Origin of the sequence: Paraburkholderia haematera, from assembly GCF_905220975.1 — a bacterium.
In the GTDB taxonomy this organism is placed as follows: Bacteria; Pseudomonadota; Gammaproteobacteria; order Burkholderiales; family Burkholderiaceae; genus Paraburkholderia; species Paraburkholderia haematera.
The window spans coordinates 36,513-56,935 of record NZ_CAJNBK010000032.1 but is presented as its reverse complement, the minus strand read 5'-3'; the positions used below and the strand labels follow the sequence as shown (position 1 = coordinate 56,935).

The following is a 20,423-nucleotide window of genomic DNA, read 5'->3' as shown; positions in this document are numbered from 1 at the left end:
TCAGTGACTCTGTCCATGATCTCCCTTTATGGACACAGTGACATTTGTGCCCAACGAAAGCATGGGGTGCGATGCGACCAGAATCTAGACGGTCAAGATCGGACGCTTACCGTTCGCGTACGTGGCTGCCAGACTCAGCGGCCCTCCCTTGTACTGGACAAAGAAAGAGTAGTTCCTGCTCTCGCTGAAATTGCCGGCCACATTCCCAAATGCGAATTCCGCCCCCGAGGAGAACCCGCCAAGGGTCGGGCTCACATACTTCACTGCATTGTTGAACTGGAAGAAGTTGGCAATTTCATCCAGATTGCCTTGATGAAGCGTGAGAATGTTGCCGAGGAGGAAGGGCGTTTGATAGTTGGACAGAATGTCATACATGAAGCTGGGCTGGTGACCGAGCGTCAACGTGCCATAGCTGTCCGATTGCAGTCCAACATAGGACTTTCTGTTGAATAAGGTCCCTGGAACAAGTGCCCGGCCATTGTTTAGCAGGTACTCGTTCTGAAGGTCGAAGATGGTACGTAGCCCGCCGCCGAGGTCCTCAACTCCCTTCAAGCCGAAAATGTCGGGTGCGTGCGTGTTTCCCTCCTGGAATAGCGCATGTCCTCCGACGTTGCTGATGTACTGCACTGCAGTGTCCGCAATTCCATATAAGGTAACGCTGGATTGCGCGTTGGCTGCACTGATCACAGAAAGTGCGGCGATCGCACCGAGCATCGTACGTCCAAAAATTGCCATGCCTTGTCTCCGAACCGGTTGTTACTTATCTGAAGAAGTTATTTGAATAAAGGGGAGCGTATGAAATCTGTACTACTGATGAAATGAGATGCTAAAGAGTCAAGTATTTGTTCCGACTGCGCGCCTGCCTCTGATCGCCCTAACTTGCCGGTGTTGCATTCAACAATAATGAATGACATAATCTATGTTGAACACTATAGGGGCCGCCCCCTAAGCGTGTCAACATGACGGCCGTCCGTGGAAACCCGGGGCGGCGATTTTTATCACTTCCATACGGTTGAGAAATGACCAATGTGATTGCGAGGCGCGGCATTCAGTCTGTCGAGATTGCGTTCCGAATCCTTTCGGCGTTGCAGACGAGTGAGCGAGCACTCCCTCTGAAGGAGATTGCTGCGCTGTCCGAACTGTCGCCAAGCGCGACGAGCAACTACATGATCAGTCTGGTGCGGACCGGGCTTGCGTCGCCAGACGAAAAACCAGGGTGCTACAAGCTCGGGCCGGCCTCGCTCGCTTTGGGTATGAGCGCGATCAACCAACTGGACGGATTCGATATCGTTCGTCGGGAGGTGATCGCCTTGCGGGAAGCAACACTGAGCGGCGCGGCTGTCACGGCATGGACCGAAGATGGACCGGTTAGTCTCTTCAAGCAGGAGGGGCAGACGCGCAGTATTCTCGAGCTGAGAACAGGCCTGATTCCGCTCGTCACAACGGCTGCGGGAAAGCTGTTCATTGCCTGCCTTCAGCCCGCACGCACCGACGATCTCATCAGCCGCGAACTGTCTGCGGATCAGAAATGGAGTCCGGCTTCCTTGCGGGAAGAAGCGATTGCTGAATTGCGCAACTGTGGCTTCACAACGGTTCATCGCGGGGATATGGGTTACGTGTCTGTCGCGGCCCCTATCTGGGACAGGGACGGAGATCTCCGATTTGCCATCAGTCTGATCGGATCGCCTGCAACACTGAACACGGAAATTGAAGGTAAAGAGATCAAGGCGCTACTCGATAGCGCGGTTCGAGCTACGGCTGCACTGGGCGGCAGGGTCCCCAGAAAAATCGGGTAGAAGCCGGGCGCGCAATACCAGTGCGCGCCATCTGTCCCGGCGGGCGATTGCAACGGACACGCTAGCGCGAGGGCCACGGCTTGTGCCGCGGCCTCCTCATTGCATTTATCCTTCCGTCAGTCTGTCCCGGCGGCGGCAGCCGCCAACACGATAGAACTGAACTCCCCCGGCGCTTCAAGCTTCGGCATGTGGCCGATCCCATCGAGCACGTGAAGTGTCGAACCGAGAGCAACCTCGTGAATCGGCCGGGCATGGTCGTCAATTGGAGCGAGGCGGTCCAGGTTTCCGACAATGACGGAGATCGGTGCCTGAATCGAAGGAACGACGGATGGCGTATACGCAGAGAAGAGCATGCCTACGGCATGTTCCCAGCCAGTAGGAGTCACTGCGTCTCTCAGCCGGGATACGACCGCGCGAACCAGGGGGCCGGCGCTCGGAGCGATCAGCGCATTGACCACGGCGGCGCGTGCCTCGGGCGATTGTGCTGCCGCGCTTCGCATCAGAACTTCTCGTGCCGCGTCGCGTTCCGCACCGGATAGATGTCCTCGTGCAATGTTGGGCGCGCTCAATATGAGAGCGTGCGTAGCCGACGGGTACCGTGCAGCAAACGTTGCGGCGATGACGCTACCCCATGAACTGCCTACGACGGTTGCACGCGATATGCCGAGCGCAGACAGCAAGGCCATGAGTACATCGGCGTAATCCGTGGCGGCCGGCGTGCTGATCGCAAAAGGGCTGCTTTGTCCATAGCCGGGAGCGTCCCAGGCAATCACTCGATGGTTCCTGCTCAGTGCGGCGAGTTGCGCGCGGTATCCCGCCGAACTCGAACCAATACCATGCAGCAGCACGATCGCGCGCGCGCGCTCGTCACCGGCCGTGCGATACGTGATGACCCGTTTTTCGCCGAGCGTGGGGAGATTCACTCGTGCCTCTTCGAGGGCGGGCAACGAGGATTCAAGTAGATGGCTATCTGTGTCAGTCATGATTGAAGTCTGGCCGATATATCAGTCGCTTTAACTTAGGCAAATGCCAATTCACGCTTCTCTCAATGCAGCGGAGATCTCATGCGCGGCGGCTCTGAGGGCTTCTGCACAAGGTCCATCGGCCGCAGCATCGAAATGCTCGGCTGGCCCGATCGCCGTCAGTGCCAGCACGGCCATTCCACTTGGGGAAAGAATGGGCACGCTGATAGCGTTGGCGAGCATGCGGTCGTCATAAAACGGGGCGGGGCGTCTCGTCGCGACATACGAGACCCTGACGGACTCAAGTACGGGTGCAAGCGATTCCGCCGTGGGGAGGACTTCGCCAGACGCTTGTCGTGCGTTGTCGCGGAGTTCCGCCGTCACAAATCGATCGACTGCTTCGGGCGGAAGGAACGCCGCCAGCGCCAAACCCGAAGCGGAGGACGTCACCGGCAGCACGAGTCCCAGTGGCAGATCGGCGGCCACAGGTGTTGTTGCGGCTTGCCACGCGATCACGGTGGGACCGTGATTTCCCCACGCCACCAGCGCAAGTGTCTTGTCCAATGTACGCGCGAGTCGCAACATGGCGCGGCTGGCCAGTCGGACAGCATGCGGCTGCGATTTCATCGCGCCCTCCGTTCCGACAGGCGCGAGGCCCAGGTCGTGCGGGTCGGCGACCAGATACTGGCCGCCACCAAATACCAGCGGCCGTTGCGTGCTCTGGCGAATGGACTCCACCGACCCGACATAGATCACATGGTCTCCGCCTGGATAGCGGGAGACCACCTTGCACTCCAACCATGCGCTGCAATCGCGTAGTAGCGGCAGCCCGTCGACCCCAAGGTCATAGTCGATGCCGGAGAATTTGTCCGGCGACCGCGTCGCAAAGTGATTGGCGAGATCGTATTGGTGCTCGGCCAGGATGTTGATGGTGAATCGCCCGGCATCCCTGAACGCGGTATGGCTTCCTGCAGAGGTCGCCTGGCTCCATAGGACGAGAGGCGGATCCAGCGAGACCGAGGAAAACGAATTGGCGGTGAGGCCATGCATTTTCCCCTCGCCATCGAGCGTGGTGACCACGGTGACGCCGGTAACGAAAGAGCCGAGCACGTCTCTCAACTGACGCTTTTCGAACGTCCTGATAGCAGGACGCTCCTCGTCTATCGAAGTACTTCCGGTCATGACAGAACCTTTTGCGACTCGCTGAACGCCGGCATGATGGACTCGTGAAACAGGCCGATAGATGTCTTCGCTTCGGAAACGGACATGTCCCCGAACATGAACGTTCCAATGAGGTAGTTGAAAGCACCATCGTGCGCCTGCTGCAGCAGCTTTTCACGCACGGTTTCCGGCCGGCCCACTACAGCGAGGCCCGATTCCACGAGCGGCTCGATCGTCGGCGGAAGCTTTTGATTGACTGGTTCCGTCCCGTGCTTCTTCCAGAGCTTGAAAAAGTTCGGATGGAAGATCGACCATGCCCGCGAGGCAATTTTCATCGCCTCCTGGTCCGTTTCCGCTACAACGATGTAGCGATTCACGCCGATTAGCGGCTCAGGGGCCGACGAATGCCGTTTGGCGAATTCTTCGCGATATCGATCGGCGATGGCTCTGACTCGCTGGACCGGGCCGCCGCACACGATGTTCATCTTCTCCTGGGCCGGCCATACCGTCGACTCCGGCGACGCCAGCGCGTACCAGGTCGGAGGGGGTGTCTGCAGCGGTTTGAGTTCGATCGGCATGTCGTTGAATTGCCAGAACGTCCCTTTATAGTCGAGCGTATCCGAACTCAAATACCGCTTGATGATTTCATACGCCTCGACGTACCTGGCCTGCGCTGTGGCCGGGTCGATACCGAGTGCCTCGATTTCGTGGGGCGAGGCGCCGCGACCCACGCCATACTCCAGGCGGCCCCCGCTCAGATTGTCGAGCATGCAGATTTCTTCAGCAAGACGGACCGGGTGGTGGATCGGGAGAATGTAGACGAGCGGCGACAGACGCAGTCTCCTCGTGCGCTGCGCAGCAGCGGCAAGAAACACGCTTTGCGATGGGCAGGCGCTCAGCGTGGTCGCGTGGTGTTCCGACATGTGATAGGCATGGAAACCGAGCTTGTCGTAAAGCTCGATAATGTGCATTCTGTCTTCGTACTGCTTATGAATAGGCAGTCCATTGCGATCGTTTTGGTCGAATATACCGAATTTCATGGCTTTTCCAGTAAGTGCGAAATGGGGATCTTCTGACTTAACAGGTCGAAGATTTGCTGAATACCTGAAAGATGTTCTCTTCCGGATCCTTGTAGGTGGTAACGACGCCGTGTGTGCCCATGTCGCGCTGCGCGAGTTGCTGGCCGCCCGCAGACAGGATTTTCTGCCGAACCTCGTCCTGGGCCTCTCCGGCGACCTGGAAAACGGGGACGGCCCCGACGGCGCCTTCCGCTGCTTCCTCCGCCGAACTCAGTGCAAATGCGCTGCGCTGCAGACGGAATTGAGTCCACTTGCTCTCGTCGCGAAACTGGACAGGCATCCCCAGCGCCGATACGTAGAAATCTTCTAGCCGGCCAATATCCTTCGCGACTAAATAGACGGTTTGCATGTCAACTTCTGCCATCGCAGCACTCCGGTAAATTGTTATAGCGAGATTGATGTGACCCGATGCGAACTCGTCGCCGGGCAGCGTCACGCTGTGTGTTGTTCTTTCAGTCCAAGTTCGTCGCTCATGATTTGCCGAATCACGTACTTCTGGATTTTTCCCGTCACGGTGGTCGGAAACGAGTCGACAAAGCGGATGTATTTGGGAACCTTGTAATGCGCTATCCGGCCCTTGCAAAAATCGCGGACTGCAGCGTCGTCGAGAACCGTCTCCGGCCTGACGACGATCCATGCGCATAGTTCTTCGCCGAAGTGCTTATCCGGTATGCCGACCACCTGCACATCGAGAACGCCCGGGCAGGTGTACAGAAACTCTTCGATTTCGCGTGGGTAAAGATTCTCACCACCGCGGATGACCATATCCTTGATGCGCCCGACGATGTTGACGTAGCTGTCCGAATCCATCGTGGCGAGATCGCCCGAGTGCATCCAGCCTTCGGCGTCGATTGCCTCGCGCGTGCGCTCAGGCTGGTTCCAGTAACCCAGCATGACCGAGTAGCCGCGGGTGCAGAGTTCGCCGGTCTGACCGCGCTCCACAGTCTGGCCGCTCAGCGGGTCGACAATCTTTATTTCGAGGTGGGGTAGCACCTGTCCGACCGTGGATACCCGCTTCTCGACCGGGGTATCCGTCATGCTTTGGCAGCTCACGGGACTCGTTTCCGTCATGCCGTAAGCGATCGTGATTTCAGGCAGATGCATTTCGCCGACAACCCGCTTCATGATCTCAATAGGGCAAGGCGAACCGGCCATGATGCCGGTGCGCAGGCTGCTCATATCGAACTGCGCAAAGCGCGGGTGATTGAGCGCAGCGATGAACATGGTCGGCACGCCATACAGCGCCGTGCATTTTTCCGCGTGTACGGTCTCCAGAACGGCTTCGGCGTCGAAGCGCTCGGCGGGGTAGACGATCGTCGAACCGTGAGTCAAGCAAGCCAGATTGCCCATGACCATGCCGAAGCAGTGGTACATCGGGACCGGGACGCATACTCGATCCACCTGGGTGAGCTTCATGCACTCGCCCACGAAGAAGCCGTTGTTCAGGATGTTGCGATGACTCAGCGTAGCGGCCTTGGGAAGCCCCGTCGTGCCGCTGGTGAACTGGATGTTGACGGCGTCGTCCGGGCGCACGGTACGGCGTGCATCCTGAAGCAATGCGCTGTCTGCAACGCCTGAGCGGAGCAGGTCGGAGAAGCGTTGCGCACCGGCTTCATCCGGGCAGTCCGCCTCGTCTATCCACCAGATCGTCTCAAGGCTCGGCAGCCGGGTTTTTCCGAGCTCCCGCAACATGTTCAGATACTCGCTCGAGCGGTATCGGACCATCGTCACAATGGCCTTGCACCCCACGAGGTTGAGCGCATGCTCCAGTTCCGAGGTCCGATAGGCCGGGTTGATGTTGACGAGTATCAACCCGGCCTTCGCCGTGGCCAACTGCAGCAGCAGCCATGCGATGTTCGTGTGGGACCAGATTCCGATCCGGTCGCCCGGCTTGAGCCCTGACTCGAGCAGCGCGGCCGCAAGCCGGTCCGACTTTTCGCGAAGTTCGCCGTAGCTTAGCTGGACCCCTTCATGCCGGCTGACTACCGCAACGTGCTCACCGAGCTTGCTGGCGATCTCGTCGAATGAATCGCCAATGGTTTTGTCGATCAGCTCTGGGAAACGTGTTCCGCGCCGATATGAAAGTGTGTTCATCGGTATCTTCCGCGCAAGTGGCTTGTCTGAAGGCTTATTTGCCGAGGAAAACGACCGGAGCCGGTTCTTCGCCACGAGCGAAGGCTTCTGCACGTGCAGTTCGCCCTTTCCGGGCGTCTTCTGTCGTGTGGAGTCCCATGGTGAGGTCGAGGATCAGCGAGTCGGCACCGGGCACACCGCCGCCCGACCATGCCTTGAGGAGGGCGCGAATGGCGCCATACGAGCGTGTAGGGCCGTTGGCAAGCTTGATGGCGAGATCTTCGGCGACATTCTCGACCTGATCCTCGCCGACCACGAAGGCGGCAACGCCGAGTTGACCCGCGGTCGTGCCGGACATGGGTTCGCTCAGCATCGCGTAGCGCGCTGCATACGCACGACCCGCTCTTTCCGCCAGGCGCTGCACACCGCCCGCGACCGGCGCCGAGCCAACGGACGCTTCAATGCACCGGAAGGTGGCGTTCTCCGCTGCGACCATGAAGTCGCAAGCGAGAGCCAGTTCGAATGCGCCACCGAATGCCGCGCCACGCACGGCGGCAATCGTCGGAATCTGGAGGGATTCGATCGACCGATAGGTATGGTGAATCTGCGATATGAACGTCCGCCAATCGTCGAAATCTTTGTCGATGAAATCGAGGACGTCGCCGCCTTTGCTGAAATCGGAGCCCTGTGCGCGGATCAGAAGCGACCGGATGTCAGCCTTGCTGGCTTCCCGGACGGCTTTCTCAAGGCAGTCGGCGAAATCAGCTGCGATGAGATTCGAGGGAGGATTGGCTAATACGATATGGCCTACGTTCTGACGACGTTCGAAATAGATGCTTTTCATTGAAAGGAATCCTTAATAAATGATGACGATCCTGAAAATCTCTTGTCTCCTGCCAGGCGCTGTGCTGCATACATTCAACAATAGTGAACGCGTGCAGCATTGTTGTATATTAGGATGCCGACGGTGGCGTGTCAACCCATTCGCCGATGACGGCATGCAGTTCTACCGCGCGCAACGGTGCTTTGCGATTCAGGACACGTGCGCGCGATCGTTGTGGAGGTAGCATTCCCAACGGGTCATGCAGTCTTCGACGCTGTCCGAAGTGGCGCTGGCCAGGAAAATTCGGCGTAAGCGACATGGGAGAATGTAATGAAGGCGATTGGCTATAAAGCAAAGGGCGGTGTTGAGGTTTTGACCGACTTTGAACTTCCGATGCCGGAACCTGGCCCGCGCGATTTGCGGATCGCGGTGAGGGCAGTGTCGGTGAATCCTGTCGATGTGAAGCGCCGCCGCTGGGAAGATCCTTCGGAGAGCCCGCTTCCCAGAGTGTTGGGCTACGACGCGGCAGGCGTGGTCGTTGCGGTTGGAAGCGAGGTCACTCTCTTCAGCCCGGGCGACGAGGTTTTCTATGCGGGGGCGATGGACCGCCCCGGGACAAACGCGGAGTTTCATCTCGTCGACGAGCGGATCGTCGGGCCCAAGCCCACCTCATTGTCGTTCGCCGAGGCGGCGGCCTTGCCGCTCACATCGATAACTGCATGGGAAATGCTCTTCGACCGCATGAAGGTGCCGCGCGGCTTGCGCACACCCTGCGGCACGCTGCTCGTTCTGAACGGAGCAGGGGGCGTCGGCTCCATGTTGATCCAGCTGGCGAACTGCCTCACGGGCCTCACCGTCATCGCCACTGCGTCCCGGCCCGAAAGTATCGAATGGGTACGCAAGCTCGGCGCGAAGCACGTCGCCGACCACAGCAAGCCTATCGACGAAGCGCTGCACGCAATCGGCTTCAGTGGCGTGGACTATATCGGGGCGATCACCTCGATGCCCGGCAGCGCCCCCAGTCTCGCCCGTGCGCTGAACCCCCAAGGCCATATCACGCTGATCGACAACTTCGACGACAGCATTGCGCCGTTCAAGCCGAAGAGCATCACTGTTTCGTGGGAGATGATGTTTACCCGGTCGCTGTTCCAGACAGCGGACATGGATGCCCAGCACCGCCTGCTGAAAGAAGTGTCGACTATGGTTGATGCCGGCGTGCTGCGAACGACACTCACGCACGTGGAGGGACCCTTGACGGCAGAAAATCTTCGCCGCGCCCACGAACGGATCGAAACAGGAAGGGCTATCGGGAAGACGGTGCTGGAAGGCTTCCAATGACGACTGTCGCCTCCGTGTAGCGTGGTCGGCGCCGCTTCTTGATGCCGGACTTAACCGGCACGGTTTCGCGGACTGTGAATGAGCCTTGACTTTATATTTTCCAATCGTATAGTAATGCGATGAGGCATGCCCGGACCGACTCGACTTACGAGGCGGCGCTTCCCGGGCCGACCACGCGAGATTCGCAAAAATGCTTTGTTACAAGAACCGCTACTGCGGTCTTTGAATCCGGTTTGGCTGCTGACACAAAGGATGGCTGAACGATGTGGAAAGCAATGGTGGATGAACTTGCTCAGCAAGATGAACGTGAGCCGGACTCGTTGCGGGGTGCGCGGTCCGTGATCCGTCGAAAGAACGGGAGGCATTCGCAAGCTGCAACGGGCGATCTCCGGAACATCATTCTTGAAGCCGCCGTTGCGCTTTTTTATCGCGAGCCGATCGAGTCGTTGAATCTCGATCGGCTCGCCGATCAGACGGGGTTCAGTAAAAGCCGTATCTATCGAATTTTCGGGTCGCGCAAGGCGTTTCTAGAGGCATATGCTGACTTGCTTTGTGATCGTGAGCGTGCGCGATGGCGGGAAGCCGGACATCGATCGGGCGAGGAGCCTGTCCAACACTTGCTCGAACTCTTTATCGACGTCGCCGTCGAACTGGCTTCCTATGATTATCAGCCCGGGCAACCTCAATTGCCGGCGGGGCAGTTCGCCGACGAGGATCATCCTCTCAGGCTATCGCGTACCAGGCTTGGCCGGGAGTTTCGAGCACTATTGATACGACTGGCTATTGCCGCAAATGCAGTGGATGCCGAAGCGTTGGCGGATACGTTGATGATGCTTTGGGAGAATGCAACAGGCAACTTCAAATCAGGCAGTGATTCCCGGCGAGTCGCTCAGCGTCTGCCGAGCCTGGTCGACCACATAATCAAGAGCTACGTGATGCTGTAGGCAAGTTCATTTCAACAATAAACACGGAGTAGCCAATGCGTTCATCCGCGAGCAAGATGACTTTCGCTGCTGTAGCGTTACTGCTGGGTCAGGTCGTTCCGGCGCTTGCACAAACCGCTGCCAGCGCAGCCGTTGTCGATCAGGCCGCCTCAGGCGCCAAACCCGCTGACAAGGCTGCGCAGAAGAAGCAGCTCAAAGCTCAACGCAAGGCGGAACGCAAGGAGGCGCATGCGAAAAATGCGGCCGAACTGAAGAAGCTCGAGGCACAGGGCTACCGTCCCGGAATGAACGATCCTAACTACCCGCAGAGCTTGCAGGACGCACAGAAAAAAGCCGCTGCCAGTGGCGCAAGCCAGTAAAGACGAATGGCAGGTGCGCGCTGCGGCAACTGAACTGATTTCGATATGCGAAATGCGGGATGCCCTCCACTAATTCGCAATCGATCGAAAATTCAGAACAAGTGGCGAATACCGATGGCGGTACCCAAGGTCGTTCCCGCCGGCCCGAAGAGCGCCCCATTGGTTGATACACCGGTGTTCATCTTCCCATGGTTGTCGACGACTCCAAACTGGCTGTAGAGCAACGTTCTAGCCGAGAGGCTGTATGTCAGGCCAATGGCTGCCAAAATCGAATGGTTGTTCGTGTCGTTACCGTCGCTCGTGTACCAGACACCGGCGTCAACGTTTGTCGCGGGCGTGAACTGGTAGCTTAATCCGCCGCCGTAGACGCGGCTGTCGAACGAACCCGAGACCTTGTAGTTGACGTACACGGCCTTGACGGTCAAATTGTCGAAATGGTAACTGGCGCCAATCGTGCGTCCGGAGAATGGAACGGTGCTCGGCACGGGTGTCGTTGCGGCCGTGCCGCCCGCGTTGCCGCTATACATCGCAGCCGAAACCAGCAACTGGCCGTACGTGTAGTTCAGGCTGGCCGAATACTGGCGCCCCGCCTGGAAATTGCCGGCGACGCCGCCGAGCGCGAGTAACGCGTTACCCTGGAAACCGGCAATCGTGGGACTCGCATACGAAATCGCATTCGAGTTGAAGGCACCCGTGACGAAGACATTGTCGGTGTAAAGCGGTACACCGCTTCCGAAGTATGACGCGCCGCGCGGGTCTGTCGAGATGAGCGAGAGGACGAACGGTGATAATTGAACGCCCGCCTTGACGGTGCCGAAGTTACCCGCGATGCCGACCCAAGCCTGACGACCGAAAAAATTCCCGTTCGAATCGTTGAGGCCGCCGTTGGTCGTGTCGATGCCGCTTTCAAGCGCGAAGATCGCTGTCATCCCGCCGCCGAGATCCTCGGAGCCTTTCAATCCGAACAGCGATGGCGTCAGGCCGCCGGTGAGCAGAGAGAATTGGTGACCGGCGCCTTGTCCGGTGGTGGGATTGAGCGTTCTGCTCGTATAAAGTACGCCTGCGTCGACAATGCCATATAAGGTCACGCTGCTTTGAGCGTGGGCGGACAATCCGAAGCTGCCGAGCAGAACGCAGGCCGGGACAGTCAAAAGGTTACGGCGATTTTCAGTCATCACTAAGGCATCCTAATTTCAGTTGAATTGATGAATGTCGATAGATTGTCGAATCGCAGGACGACAACTTTCATCAAAGTGTGACGCAGTCGTTATTCGACCGAGTACTTGCTGCTTTGGAGCTTTATGTTCGGCCGACGCTGATCCGGTTTGGCACAAAACCGGGCAGTTAAAGGTCCCGGCGATGGCCAACGCCATCGCGCACTGGAACGGCTCGTTGAGGAAAACGTACTTTGAGGTTACGTCCGGCTTCTTTCTAACTCTGACACCGCTGTAGCATCGGCATCATGTTCCAATATCCAGCGAACTTCTTTCATCCAGGTGCCCATCGTTGCATCGCGTTCCCGTGGGTCGGGGAACTCGGTGCGGTAGAACTGTCCGGCTTGTCGGGCGACCGTCTGAACACGAGCGGTGTGGTCGCGCCGCAGGCGTTCATAGCTGGCGAGGCGTTCGGCAAGGGTATCCTTCGAGGCGCCCTTGAGCAGAACGCCAAGCGTGTAGGCATCTTCGATAGCTTGACCGGCGCCTTGACCGAGATGAGGGACCATGGGATGGGCGGCATCTCCGATCAAAGTCGTGTGCCCGCTCGTCCAGCGCTGCAGCGCCGGACGATCGTAGATGCCCCATATATATGTTTCACTGAGCGCGGCGATTGTTTGTCCAACACGCTCGTCCCAACCTCGATATTCGGCTGCAAGCGCCGAAAGGTCGCCCAAAGCGGACCATGATTCGGCAGAGTCCCGATCGGTTGGCACAAAGGCCACCATGTTGATCATCGTTCCCGCGGACACGGGATAGCATAGGACGCTGCGACCGGCACCCATCCAGAGGTACAGGCCTTGTGCATCCTTGGCCCACGGTAGCTTTTCAACGGGCACCATACCCCGGTAGGCCATGACACCCTCGCTCGTGGCTGGGGCATTCAGACCGAGCTTTTGACGTACCACAGAGCGGATACCGTCGGCTCCGATAACCAGGTCGCTCGTCACACTCGCGCCATTTTCGAAGGTGAGGGCGATACGGTCTTTTTCAGCGACAAGATCAGCGCAACGCTGACCCAGCCTGAAACTGGACGAGGGCAGGGCGTTGACCAGGATGTCGAGGAATTCCGCCCGATGGACGTTGTATCCCTGTCCCGCGTCTGAAAGCGGGGCGCCGCCGCGTGGCGCTCCGGTTTCGATCGGATTTCCGGCTGCGGTCATCAGCCTGACGCCCATGGTCGGTGACCCGATTTTCCGCAAAGCGTGACCCAAGCCAAGCTTCTCAAGAAGTCGCGTCGCATTCGGGTGAAGCGTCACGCCCGCGCCGATTTCCCGGAACTGCTCAGCTTGTTCATAGACACAGATTTCGTGCCCGGAATCTCGTAAGGCCGCGGCCGTCACCAGGCCGCCGATTCCACCACCTATGATTGCAATTTTTAGCTTGTCTGCCATGTCATATCCAATCTTTCGTTGCCGGCGACACCTCGCAGGCTGGTGCCGTCCGGGAATGAAGTGTGTTGTCGGGTCACAAAGCGGAGGGCGGCGGCGCGAACAACCCGATGGGGCCTTCCTGAAAATTGATAACAACGCTCTTTAGTTGCGTGTAATGCGACAGCGCTTCGTGAGTATTTTCTCGTCCGAAGCCGCTTTGTTTGTTACCCCCCAGCGCCATACCTGGTCGGGTGTTGTAGTAGCGATTGACCCACACCGTGCCCGTATCGAGCGAACGGGCGATGTGGTGGGCTTTAGTGAGGTTGCGCGTCCATACGCCTCCGGCGAGGCCATAGATGCTATCGTTGGCCGCCGCGATCATGTCCGCTTCATCATCCCAATCGATCACCGAAGTGACCGGTCCAAAGATTTCTTCGCGGAAGATAGTCATGTCTCGTTGTACGCCGGTGAACAGAGTCGGCTGGATAAACAGACCGTCGGCGAGATCCGGAACGACTGCTCGACTTCCACCAAAGGCAACCTGCGCGCCTTCGCGTTTGCCACTCTCGATGTAGTTCATTACGCGGTCAAACTGAACCTGCGACGATACGGCGCCGATCTGCGTGGCCGGGTCCAACGGATTGCCGTAACGAATGTGCCCAAGAAGTTGGGTCACTTTTTCCAGGAATAGATCACGGACATGGCGATGCACGAAGACACGGCTGCCAGCGAGACAGACTTCGCCTTTGTTGATGACCGTTGACATCACGACGGACTCTGCGGCAGCGTCCAGATCGGCATCTTCGCAGATGATATTCGCGGATTTGCCTCCCAGTTCCATGGTCTGTGGAATGATCGAGCGGCTCGCGTAGGAGATTATTTTTTGGGCAGTCGCGCGGGACCCCGTGAATGAGACCTTGCGGACGTCTGGATGAGTGACCAGTCGTTCACCTACGTCGCTTCCATAACCGGTTACCACGTTGACAACGCCTTTCGGCAAAATGTCCGCCAGCTCCCCGGCAAGGGCCAACACGGACAGGCAGACCGTCTCGGCGGGCTTAAGTACGACGGTGCAACCCGCCGCTAATGCAGGCCCCAGTTTGATCGCTGCCATCAGGAGTGGAACATTCCACGGAATGATTTGCGCCACGACACCAATCGGTTCGCGATGGGTCAGCGCCATGGTATTGGGAAAGTCGAGAACCTCACCCTTGAGATGGGTGTGGCCGGCATAATATTCGAATTGCTCGATGGCGTTCTGGACATCAAGAAAGCCTTCGACGAATGTCTTTCCGTTGTTTAGCGACTCCATCACAGCGAATTCCGCGTGCCGTTTTCGGAGTCGAGCCGCTATTTCGAGTAATATCCGTTGCCGCTCCAGTGCGTCGGTACGCGCCCAGCCTGGAAAAGCATCGCGCGCGGCACGGACCGCCCGATCGACGTCGTAAGCGTTACCCGCTTGAATTTTACCGACGATCCCCCGTGTCGCAGGATTCATCAGTTCGATCACAACGCCGCTTTCGCCGTCAACCCACTCGTTGGCAATCAGATGGCCGTAGATGCGGTTGCAGTCGATTTGTGCAGCAATTTGCTTGATTTGCTCAAAAGACGGTGGGGTGAACAATTTCTTATCCTCCAGTAAATATTAGGCCTATCGCGAACCGGAAATTCCCGAAGACGCGCGGTAGCCGAAACCAGGTTGAACTCGTGCAGAATCGAAGCTCGATAGCGAATTTCGATTTGATCTGATTAGGCATACTAAAGGTGTGAAACAAATGGCGTGCCTATGCTGTCACCCTGCCTCAGTGATTGAACTGAATGACTGGCTTGATCGTTTCCCCGCGTGCAGCGTCAGAAAACGCCTTGTCGATTTCTTCCGGTTCGTAGAAGCGAACCAACTTGTCAAACGGAAAGTTTCCCTCGCGATAGAACTCGATCAGCTGGGGAATGAAGCTTTTGGGGGTGGCGTCCCCCTGGATAATGCCCTGCAGGCTCTGTCCTGCACTCAGGCGAGAGGCGTCGAGAACTGCGCCTGCTGCGGGACTGAAAGCCACGAAGCCAAATTTCCCCAGGAACGCCAGTGCCGCCAGGCCAGCTTCCAGGCTCTCCTTTCGGCCGCTTGTATCGAGAACAAAATCTACGCCACGAGGCAAAATCTCCCGGATCATGGCGGACGCATCGGACCTGCTCACGTTGATCGTGTGATGAGCTCCCAGTTTTTGGGCGAGGCTCAACCTTTCGTCGTTGACGTCGATCGCTATGATCGTTTCAGCGCGCGCGATCCTGCTTGCCATGATTGCTGCGAGCCCAACGGCTCCAACACCGAAAATCGCAATGGACGCCTTGGGAGGTACCTTGAGCGCATTGAGCACGGCGGCCGCGCCGGTCTGGAAGCCGCATCCCAGGGGCGCGAGCATGGCGAGAGGCAAGTCGCTCGCGACCTTCACCACGTTGCGTTCGTTAGCCAGACTGAAGGTCGCGAGAGAGGATTGACCAAAGAAGCGACCGCGAACCGGTGTTCCATTCGTGTCCGCCAGACCCGACGTTCCGTCGGCGCGAACGCCTGCAAAGTTCAACAGCATCAGTTCATCGCAGTAGGCGGGGTGGCCGTTGCCGCAGGAAGCGCAGTGACCGCATGAATTGAACGAGAGCACGACATGATCGCCAGGCTTCACGGACGTCACCGCGCTCCCGATGCGTTCAACCACGCCGGCACCCTCATGGCCGAGTACAGCCGGTAATTCGATGGGCATGTGCTGATCGCGGAAATGCGCGTCGGTTTGGCAGATTCCGCAAGCGACAATCTTCACGAGAACTTCGTCGGGACGTGGATCGTCAAGAATCAGATCTTCAAGGGCGAAAGATCCATGCGTTTCTCTCAGGACAGCAGCGGACGTCAAGGTAACCATATCGATATCCAGTCAGGTTGGGGCGAGCACAATGCAAATACAAAGCGCTTCCGAAAATGCACAACGGTCCAGTTGCTCCGGCCGGCGAGTAGCCCTGCTTGTTCCGGCCATCAAGCAGGGCGACGTTCCAGGACCTTACCCAGCCGAGCATGGGTGGCATGCCTCGTCGCCCGCATCGCAGTGCGGCACGGGGTTTCACTGCACGCCAGATCAGCCGGTCCTTGTCCCTTAGTCACGATATAGCGTACAGATGTACGGTTTAATGAATCAGTGGGATAAACACCTAGAAGGCAACCGTGGTTCGTCTATGCGATATGATGCACGGTCGTACGGTATAGCCAGCGTCATAGGCAAGGATGCGGCGCGCAACTTGAGATGGAGGAAGGCTGAATGAAAGAGTCGATTCACTCGGTTAAAAAAGAGGCGAGTGATGCGCCGTCGACGCGGGAGCCCGCCCCATTGGGACGTCCCGCTAGTGAGTCCCCGGGCAGAGGAAGACTGCGAAAGGAGCAGCAGCGCTCGATTGATACCAGAAAGGCGATCATGGATGCCGCGCTTGCCGAGTTCGCGGAAAAGGGTTTCGCCGCAGCAAGCATCAGGGAGATCGCTGCGAGAGTGGAGCTTCCTCACACGACGGTAACGCATCACTACAAGACGAAGGATTTGCTTTGGCAGGCCGTCGCCGACGATCTCTTTTCGACTATTCGTAATCTCTGGGAAAGCGAAAAAAACGTATCGAAATCGGAAAAAGTATTTGACCGGTTAATGAGCGAGTATGTGAGTTTTCTAGAATTTACCCTCGAGCACCCGCTTTTTCATCAATTTCTTGCGCGAGAAAAATGGCCAGGAAATCCGCGTTTGCCGTGGCTTGCCAGGAATATATTGGCGCCGCTTCTGGAGCACTTGCTGCCAGAGATTCGCGCCGCGCAAAGCGAAGGGTCTCTTCCGGCAGGAAACCCGATCTTGTTCCACTATGTGTTTCTGGCGCTTATGTCGGTTCCGTCGATATTCGGAGCGGAGATGGAGTTTACCGCCGGGATGAAGAGTAGTAACCCATTGCTTGTTTCGGAATATATTGCGCTCGTTAAGTCGATATTTTCCGCGAAGAATTCTTCCGAAGGTCAATGATTAAAAGTTAGGCCCTGTTTCGCCAGTGACGTTGTGCGGTCTATTTTTCGCGTAATGAGTCGACCCTGAATTGCTTTATGCGCGCGGATACTTTCATAGATTACTATCGTGCTGGAAAAAGCAACGATCCATTGCAATCGTGGAGCTATGCGCCTAAGCATTTCGGACGTAGCCTTCACGTCGAGTCGTCTTTTCAGTTCAGGAGCTCGTCGTGGATCGTTACACGTTTCTTGCACTGTTGGGTCGTATTCTGATCGGTGCACCGTTCCCGATGTGGCGACCGCCTGACCGGCTGGATCGTCTCACCTGGATTGTCGTTCGCTGCAACACTGCGCGCATTGTCGGGCGCACATAATTTCCCACCGTGTTATCACCGTAGATATAGGAAGGAAATCGAAATGTCGAAAGTTCTGGTTCTATATTATTCCTCGTATGGCCATGTCGAAGCGCTGGCGGATGCCATCGCCGAAGGCGCGCGCTCGGCAGGCGCCACGGTCGACGTCAAGCGGGTGCCGGAGACCGCGCCGGCGGAAGTGGCCAAGGCCGCCTACTTCAAGCTCGACCAGCAAGCGCCGGTTGCGACCGTCGCCGAACTCGCCAACTACGATGCTATTGTCGTCGGCACGCCGACCCGGTTCGGGCGCGTCTCGTCGCAGATGGCGGCATTCCTGGATCAAGCCGGCGGTTTGTGGATGAGCGGCGCTTTGAATGGCAAGGTCGGTGGCGCCTTCACGTCGACGGCGAGCCAGCACGGCGGCCAGGAAACAACGCTGTTCTCGGTCATTACCAATCTGCTGCACTTCGGCATGGTTATCGTCGGCCTGCCGTACAGCCACCAGGGGCAGATGACGCTGGACGAAATTGTCGGCGGTGCGCCCTATGGCGCCACGACGATCGCCGGTGGACAAGGCCAGCGCCAGCCGAGTGCTATCGAGCTCGCCGGTGCTCGCCACCAGGGTGAACTGATCGCCCGGACGGCCAACAAGCTGTTTGGCTGAACGTCAGGCATATTCGCACCCGCGAGGCGCGAACGAGACGGCCAGGCGGATTCCCGCCTGGCCAACACCGATCCGGATATCGAATCGACCCGCATACAGGCCGTCGTTCGACATTGGCCGAGAACCGGTGCCATTAACAACCCGTCAATTCGAAAGAGCCGACCATGCAACGTCCGACGACTGAGGCTGCGTTAGGGGATTTCGTCGTTACCCATCCGCTTGACCCGGAAGACGGGGTGATCACCGCCGCCACGCGAGCAATGGCGAGTCCCATGAAAGGCAAGTTGAGGGGAATCGGAGCACGCGAGCCTTTCGATACCATGATGGAGCGCGTTTTGCCGCGCGATGACGTGACCTTCGAAGCCGACACGGTTGGCGGTATTCCAGGGCTCTGGGTTCATCCTGCACATGGTCGGTCTGACGAGGCGATCCTCCATCTGCACGCCGGATGGTTCAGCCTGGGAACGGCCAAAGCATTCCGTCACCTTGTCGCGCACATCGCCGCGCGGGCGGGAGCGAGCGCATTTATCCCGGACTATCGGCTCGCGCCCGAGCATCCTTTTCCCGCGGCCACCGACGATGTGCTGGCGTGTTACCGCGGGCTTGAGGAACGGGGAATTCGCCGGATTGCCATCACGGGAGACTCTGCCGGAGGCAATCTTGCACTGGGTCTCGCCGCACGCATCGCCGGCGACGCTGTCTCCGCAGACGCGGCCTCCACAGAGGCGGCCTCCGCTAAGGCGGCTTTTGTTGGCGTGGCCGCACTATCGCCGGTTACCGATCTGACGCTCTCGGGCGAGACGTATGTGACGCGTGCGGATGCCGATCCGTATTTCACCCTTCCGCAGGTGGAGGAACTGGTGCGTTCCTATTTGGGTAGTGCCGACCCGAAGCTTCCGCTGGCTTCCCCGCTTCACGCGCAGCTTGCCGGGTTACCTCCCGTGCGCATTCACGTCGGAGACGACGAAGTACTGCTCGATGATTCGCGCAGCTATGTCGAGCGTGCCATTGCCGCCGGAACGGATGCCCGGCTTGATGTCTGGATGGGGATGCCGCATGGCTTCGCCGGCAGCATTGGAAGTTTGAAAGCGTCGGCACAAGCGCTGGATGCCATCGGCAACTTTCTCACGGAGAAGCTGCTGGCAGGGGCCAACCCGCTTACTGCACGCTGAATCCTCAGCGCAAGTTGCAGAGCACAACGCGGGCGAGCGCTCTAGCGCTGCCGGTTCAGACCTTCGAATCCTGCCACGAGCGCATCGAGTAAGTGACGCACGGCCGGCACCATGCCTCGGCGCGTGGGGAAGATCGCATGAACAAGGCCCGGCGTGGTAGCCAGACCTGGCAGCAGGTGCTGCAGGCGGCCGGCCTGAATGTCGGTCTCAACCAGTTCCTTGGGCAGCATTGCCACGCCGACGCCGGATATCGCCGCAACCCGAAGGCTCGCCAGGTCGTCGGTCGCGAGACGCGGCTGATGCACCCATGATGTCACGCGCCCCTCGGCGTCGACCAGATTCCAGACAAATCGCTCGTTGCTGCTGGCCATGGAGAGGGTAGGCCATTCCTTTACCGATTCGATCGAGCTGGGCACCGGATGGCGCGCCGCCAATGCGGGGCTGGCAACCAGAATGTGGATCGACAAGCCCAGCTGGCGGACGGCGAGATCGGTGTTTTCCAACGGCGGTAGCCTGACCCGGATGGCAAAGTCCAGGCCTTCCTCGACGACATCGACGCGGCGGTTGGTTGCATCCAGCAGGACCTGGACATCAGGGTTGTCTTCTACGTATCGTGCGACGATCGTGGAGATGCCGGATTCCAGTAGGGCCACGGGGCAGGCGATGCGGACCGTGCCCTGCGGCTTGGAGCGCGTGCGGTCCACGATCTCTTTCGCGGCCTTTGCTTCCGCCACCAGCGCAAGGCAATGCTGGTGGAACTGCCGCCCGGTTTCCGTCAAGGAAAGGCTCCGGCTGGTGCGGTTGAGGAGGCGAACGCCAAGTTCTTCTTCCAGTGCGCGAACGCGCCGGCTGAGTTTCGACGTCTGTAGGCCAAGGCTGCGCGCGGCCGCCGTGTAGCTTCCACGCTCGACCACCTCCGCGAAGAGCCGAAGATCATTGAGGTCGGTGATTGCGTTCATGGGCAGACTTCAACTCCTTCTAATCGTTCTATTCAGCGCAATGATGCGTTTCAGCGTAGGACCTATGCACGTGTTCATTGCAAATATAGCATTCTTCCCATCACCTGCGTCACCTGTATCAGCGCTGAATCCGGT

Annotated in this window: 19 protein-coding genes; 7 read left to right on the top strand and 12 right to left on the bottom strand. The window is 58.4% G+C overall.

The genetic code is table 11. The features are described 5' to 3' along the window. Window positions 1–84 precede the first annotated feature (84 nt). Complete coding sequence (locus KHO23_RS31480) at window positions 85–735, bottom strand: porin (protein WP_211616490.1); 651 nt, start codon at window positions 733–735, stop codon at window positions 85–87. Between the two features lie 284 nt (window positions 736–1,019). Here KHO23_RS31480 and KHO23_RS31475 point away from each other — a divergent pair, with 284 nt between their 5' ends. Further along, window positions 1,020–1,796, top strand: a complete 777-nt coding sequence (locus KHO23_RS31475) for an IclR family transcriptional regulator (RefSeq protein WP_211616488.1) — start codon at window positions 1,020–1,022, stop codon at window positions 1,794–1,796. A gap of 116 nt (window positions 1,797–1,912) precedes the next feature. Here KHO23_RS31475 and KHO23_RS31470 read toward each other — a convergent pair whose 3' ends face one another. The 6 genes from KHO23_RS31470 to KHO23_RS31445 all read right to left on the bottom strand — a co-directional run bounded on the left by KHO23_RS31470 (window position 1,913) and on the right by KHO23_RS31445 (window position 7,915). Beyond that, window positions 1,913–2,779: an alpha/beta fold hydrolase gene (locus KHO23_RS31470; protein WP_211616486.1), complete on the bottom strand. Its 867-nt coding sequence runs from the start codon at window positions 2,777–2,779 to the stop codon at window positions 1,913–1,915. Between the two features lie 51 nt (window positions 2,780–2,830). Next, window positions 2,831–3,940, bottom strand: a complete 1,110-nt coding sequence (locus KHO23_RS31465; RefSeq protein WP_211616484.1) for a flavin reductase — start codon at window positions 3,938–3,940, stop codon at window positions 2,831–2,833. Further along, window positions 3,937–4,959: an LLM class flavin-dependent oxidoreductase gene (locus KHO23_RS31460; protein WP_211616482.1), complete on the bottom strand. Its 1,023-nt coding sequence runs from the start codon at window positions 4,957–4,959 to the stop codon at window positions 3,937–3,939. Before KHO23_RS31460 ends, KHO23_RS31465 begins: the two co-directional genes overlap by 4 nt. Window positions 4,960–4,996: 37 nt before the next feature. Then, on the bottom strand, window positions 4,997–5,362 hold the full coding sequence (locus tag KHO23_RS31455) for a VOC family protein (protein WP_211616480.1): 366 nt from the start codon (window positions 5,360–5,362) through the stop codon (window positions 4,997–4,999). 68 nt (window positions 5,363–5,430) lie between these two features. After that, window positions 5,431–7,092 (bottom strand): AMP-binding protein, encoded by a 1,662-nt coding sequence (locus KHO23_RS31450; protein WP_211616478.1) that lies wholly within the window; start codon window positions 7,090–7,092, stop codon window positions 5,431–5,433. Between the two features lie 34 nt (window positions 7,093–7,126). Further along, on the bottom strand, window positions 7,127–7,915 hold the full coding sequence (locus KHO23_RS31445) for an enoyl-CoA hydratase/isomerase family protein (RefSeq protein WP_211616476.1): 789 nt from the start codon (window positions 7,913–7,915) through the stop codon (window positions 7,127–7,129). A gap of 309 nt (window positions 7,916–8,224) precedes the next feature. Between KHO23_RS31445 and KHO23_RS31440 the strand changes: the two genes are divergently transcribed. From KHO23_RS31440 to KHO23_RS31430, 3 genes are all read left to right on the top strand, one after another. Continuing rightward, entirely contained in the window at window positions 8,225–9,232 is a 1,008-nt protein-coding gene (locus KHO23_RS31440) for a zinc-binding alcohol dehydrogenase family protein (RefSeq protein WP_211616474.1), read from the top strand. Window positions 9,233–9,495: 263 nt separating this feature from the next. Next, complete coding sequence (locus KHO23_RS31435; protein WP_211616472.1) at window positions 9,496–10,176, top strand: TetR/AcrR family transcriptional regulator; 681 nt, start codon at window positions 9,496–9,498, stop codon at window positions 10,174–10,176. Window positions 10,177–10,211: 35 nt separating this feature from the next. Then, window positions 10,212–10,535 (top strand): DUF4148 domain-containing protein, encoded by a 324-nt coding sequence (locus KHO23_RS31430; protein WP_211616470.1) that lies wholly within the window; start codon window positions 10,212–10,214, stop codon window positions 10,533–10,535. Between the two features lie 92 nt (window positions 10,536–10,627). On the opposite strand, the gene KHO23_RS31425 is transcribed toward KHO23_RS31430, so the two are convergent. The 4 genes from KHO23_RS31425 to KHO23_RS31410 all read right to left on the bottom strand — a co-directional run bounded on the left by KHO23_RS31425 (window position 10,628) and on the right by KHO23_RS31410 (window position 16,031). Beyond that, window positions 10,628–11,710, bottom strand: coding sequence for a porin (locus tag KHO23_RS31425; protein ID WP_211616468.1), 1,083 nt, complete (start codon window positions 11,708–11,710; stop codon window positions 10,628–10,630). A 239-nt stretch (window positions 11,711–11,949) separates the two neighbouring features. Beyond that, a complete protein-coding gene (locus KHO23_RS31420) occupies window positions 11,950–13,143 on the bottom strand; it encodes an FAD-dependent monooxygenase (RefSeq protein WP_211616466.1) in 1,194 nt (397 codons plus the stop codon). Window positions 13,144–13,216: 73 nt separating this feature from the next. Continuing rightward, entirely contained in the window at window positions 13,217–14,746 is a 1,530-nt protein-coding gene (locus KHO23_RS31415) for an aldehyde dehydrogenase family protein (RefSeq protein ID WP_211616464.1), read from the bottom strand. Window positions 14,747–14,924: 178 nt separating this feature from the next. After that, window positions 14,925–16,031, bottom strand: a complete 1,107-nt coding sequence (locus tag KHO23_RS31410; protein WP_211616462.1) for an NAD(P)-dependent alcohol dehydrogenase — start codon at window positions 16,029–16,031, stop codon at window positions 14,925–14,927. A gap of 390 nt (window positions 16,032–16,421) precedes the next feature. On the opposite strand from KHO23_RS31410, the gene KHO23_RS31405 reads away from it, so the two are divergent. From KHO23_RS31405 to KHO23_RS31395, 3 genes are all read left to right on the top strand, one after another. Beyond that, a complete protein-coding gene (locus tag KHO23_RS31405) occupies window positions 16,422–17,159 on the top strand; it encodes a TetR/AcrR family transcriptional regulator (RefSeq protein ID WP_211616460.1) in 738 nt (245 codons plus the stop codon). 398 nt (window positions 17,160–17,557) lie between these two features. Further along, window positions 17,558–18,157, top strand: coding sequence for an NAD(P)H:quinone oxidoreductase (gene wrbA / locus KHO23_RS31400; protein ID WP_211616458.1), 600 nt, complete (start codon window positions 17,558–17,560; stop codon window positions 18,155–18,157). A gap of 236 nt (window positions 18,158–18,393) precedes the next feature. Beyond that, window positions 18,394–19,329, top strand: a complete 936-nt coding sequence (locus KHO23_RS31395; protein ID WP_236067067.1) for an alpha/beta hydrolase — start codon at window positions 18,394–18,396, stop codon at window positions 19,327–19,329. 41 nt (window positions 19,330–19,370) lie between these two features. On the opposite strand, the gene KHO23_RS31390 is transcribed toward KHO23_RS31395, so the two are convergent. Further along, a complete protein-coding gene (locus KHO23_RS31390) occupies window positions 19,371–20,288 on the bottom strand; it encodes a LysR substrate-binding domain-containing protein (RefSeq protein ID WP_211616450.1) in 918 nt (305 codons plus the stop codon). Window positions 20,289–20,423: the final 135 nt, after the last annotated feature.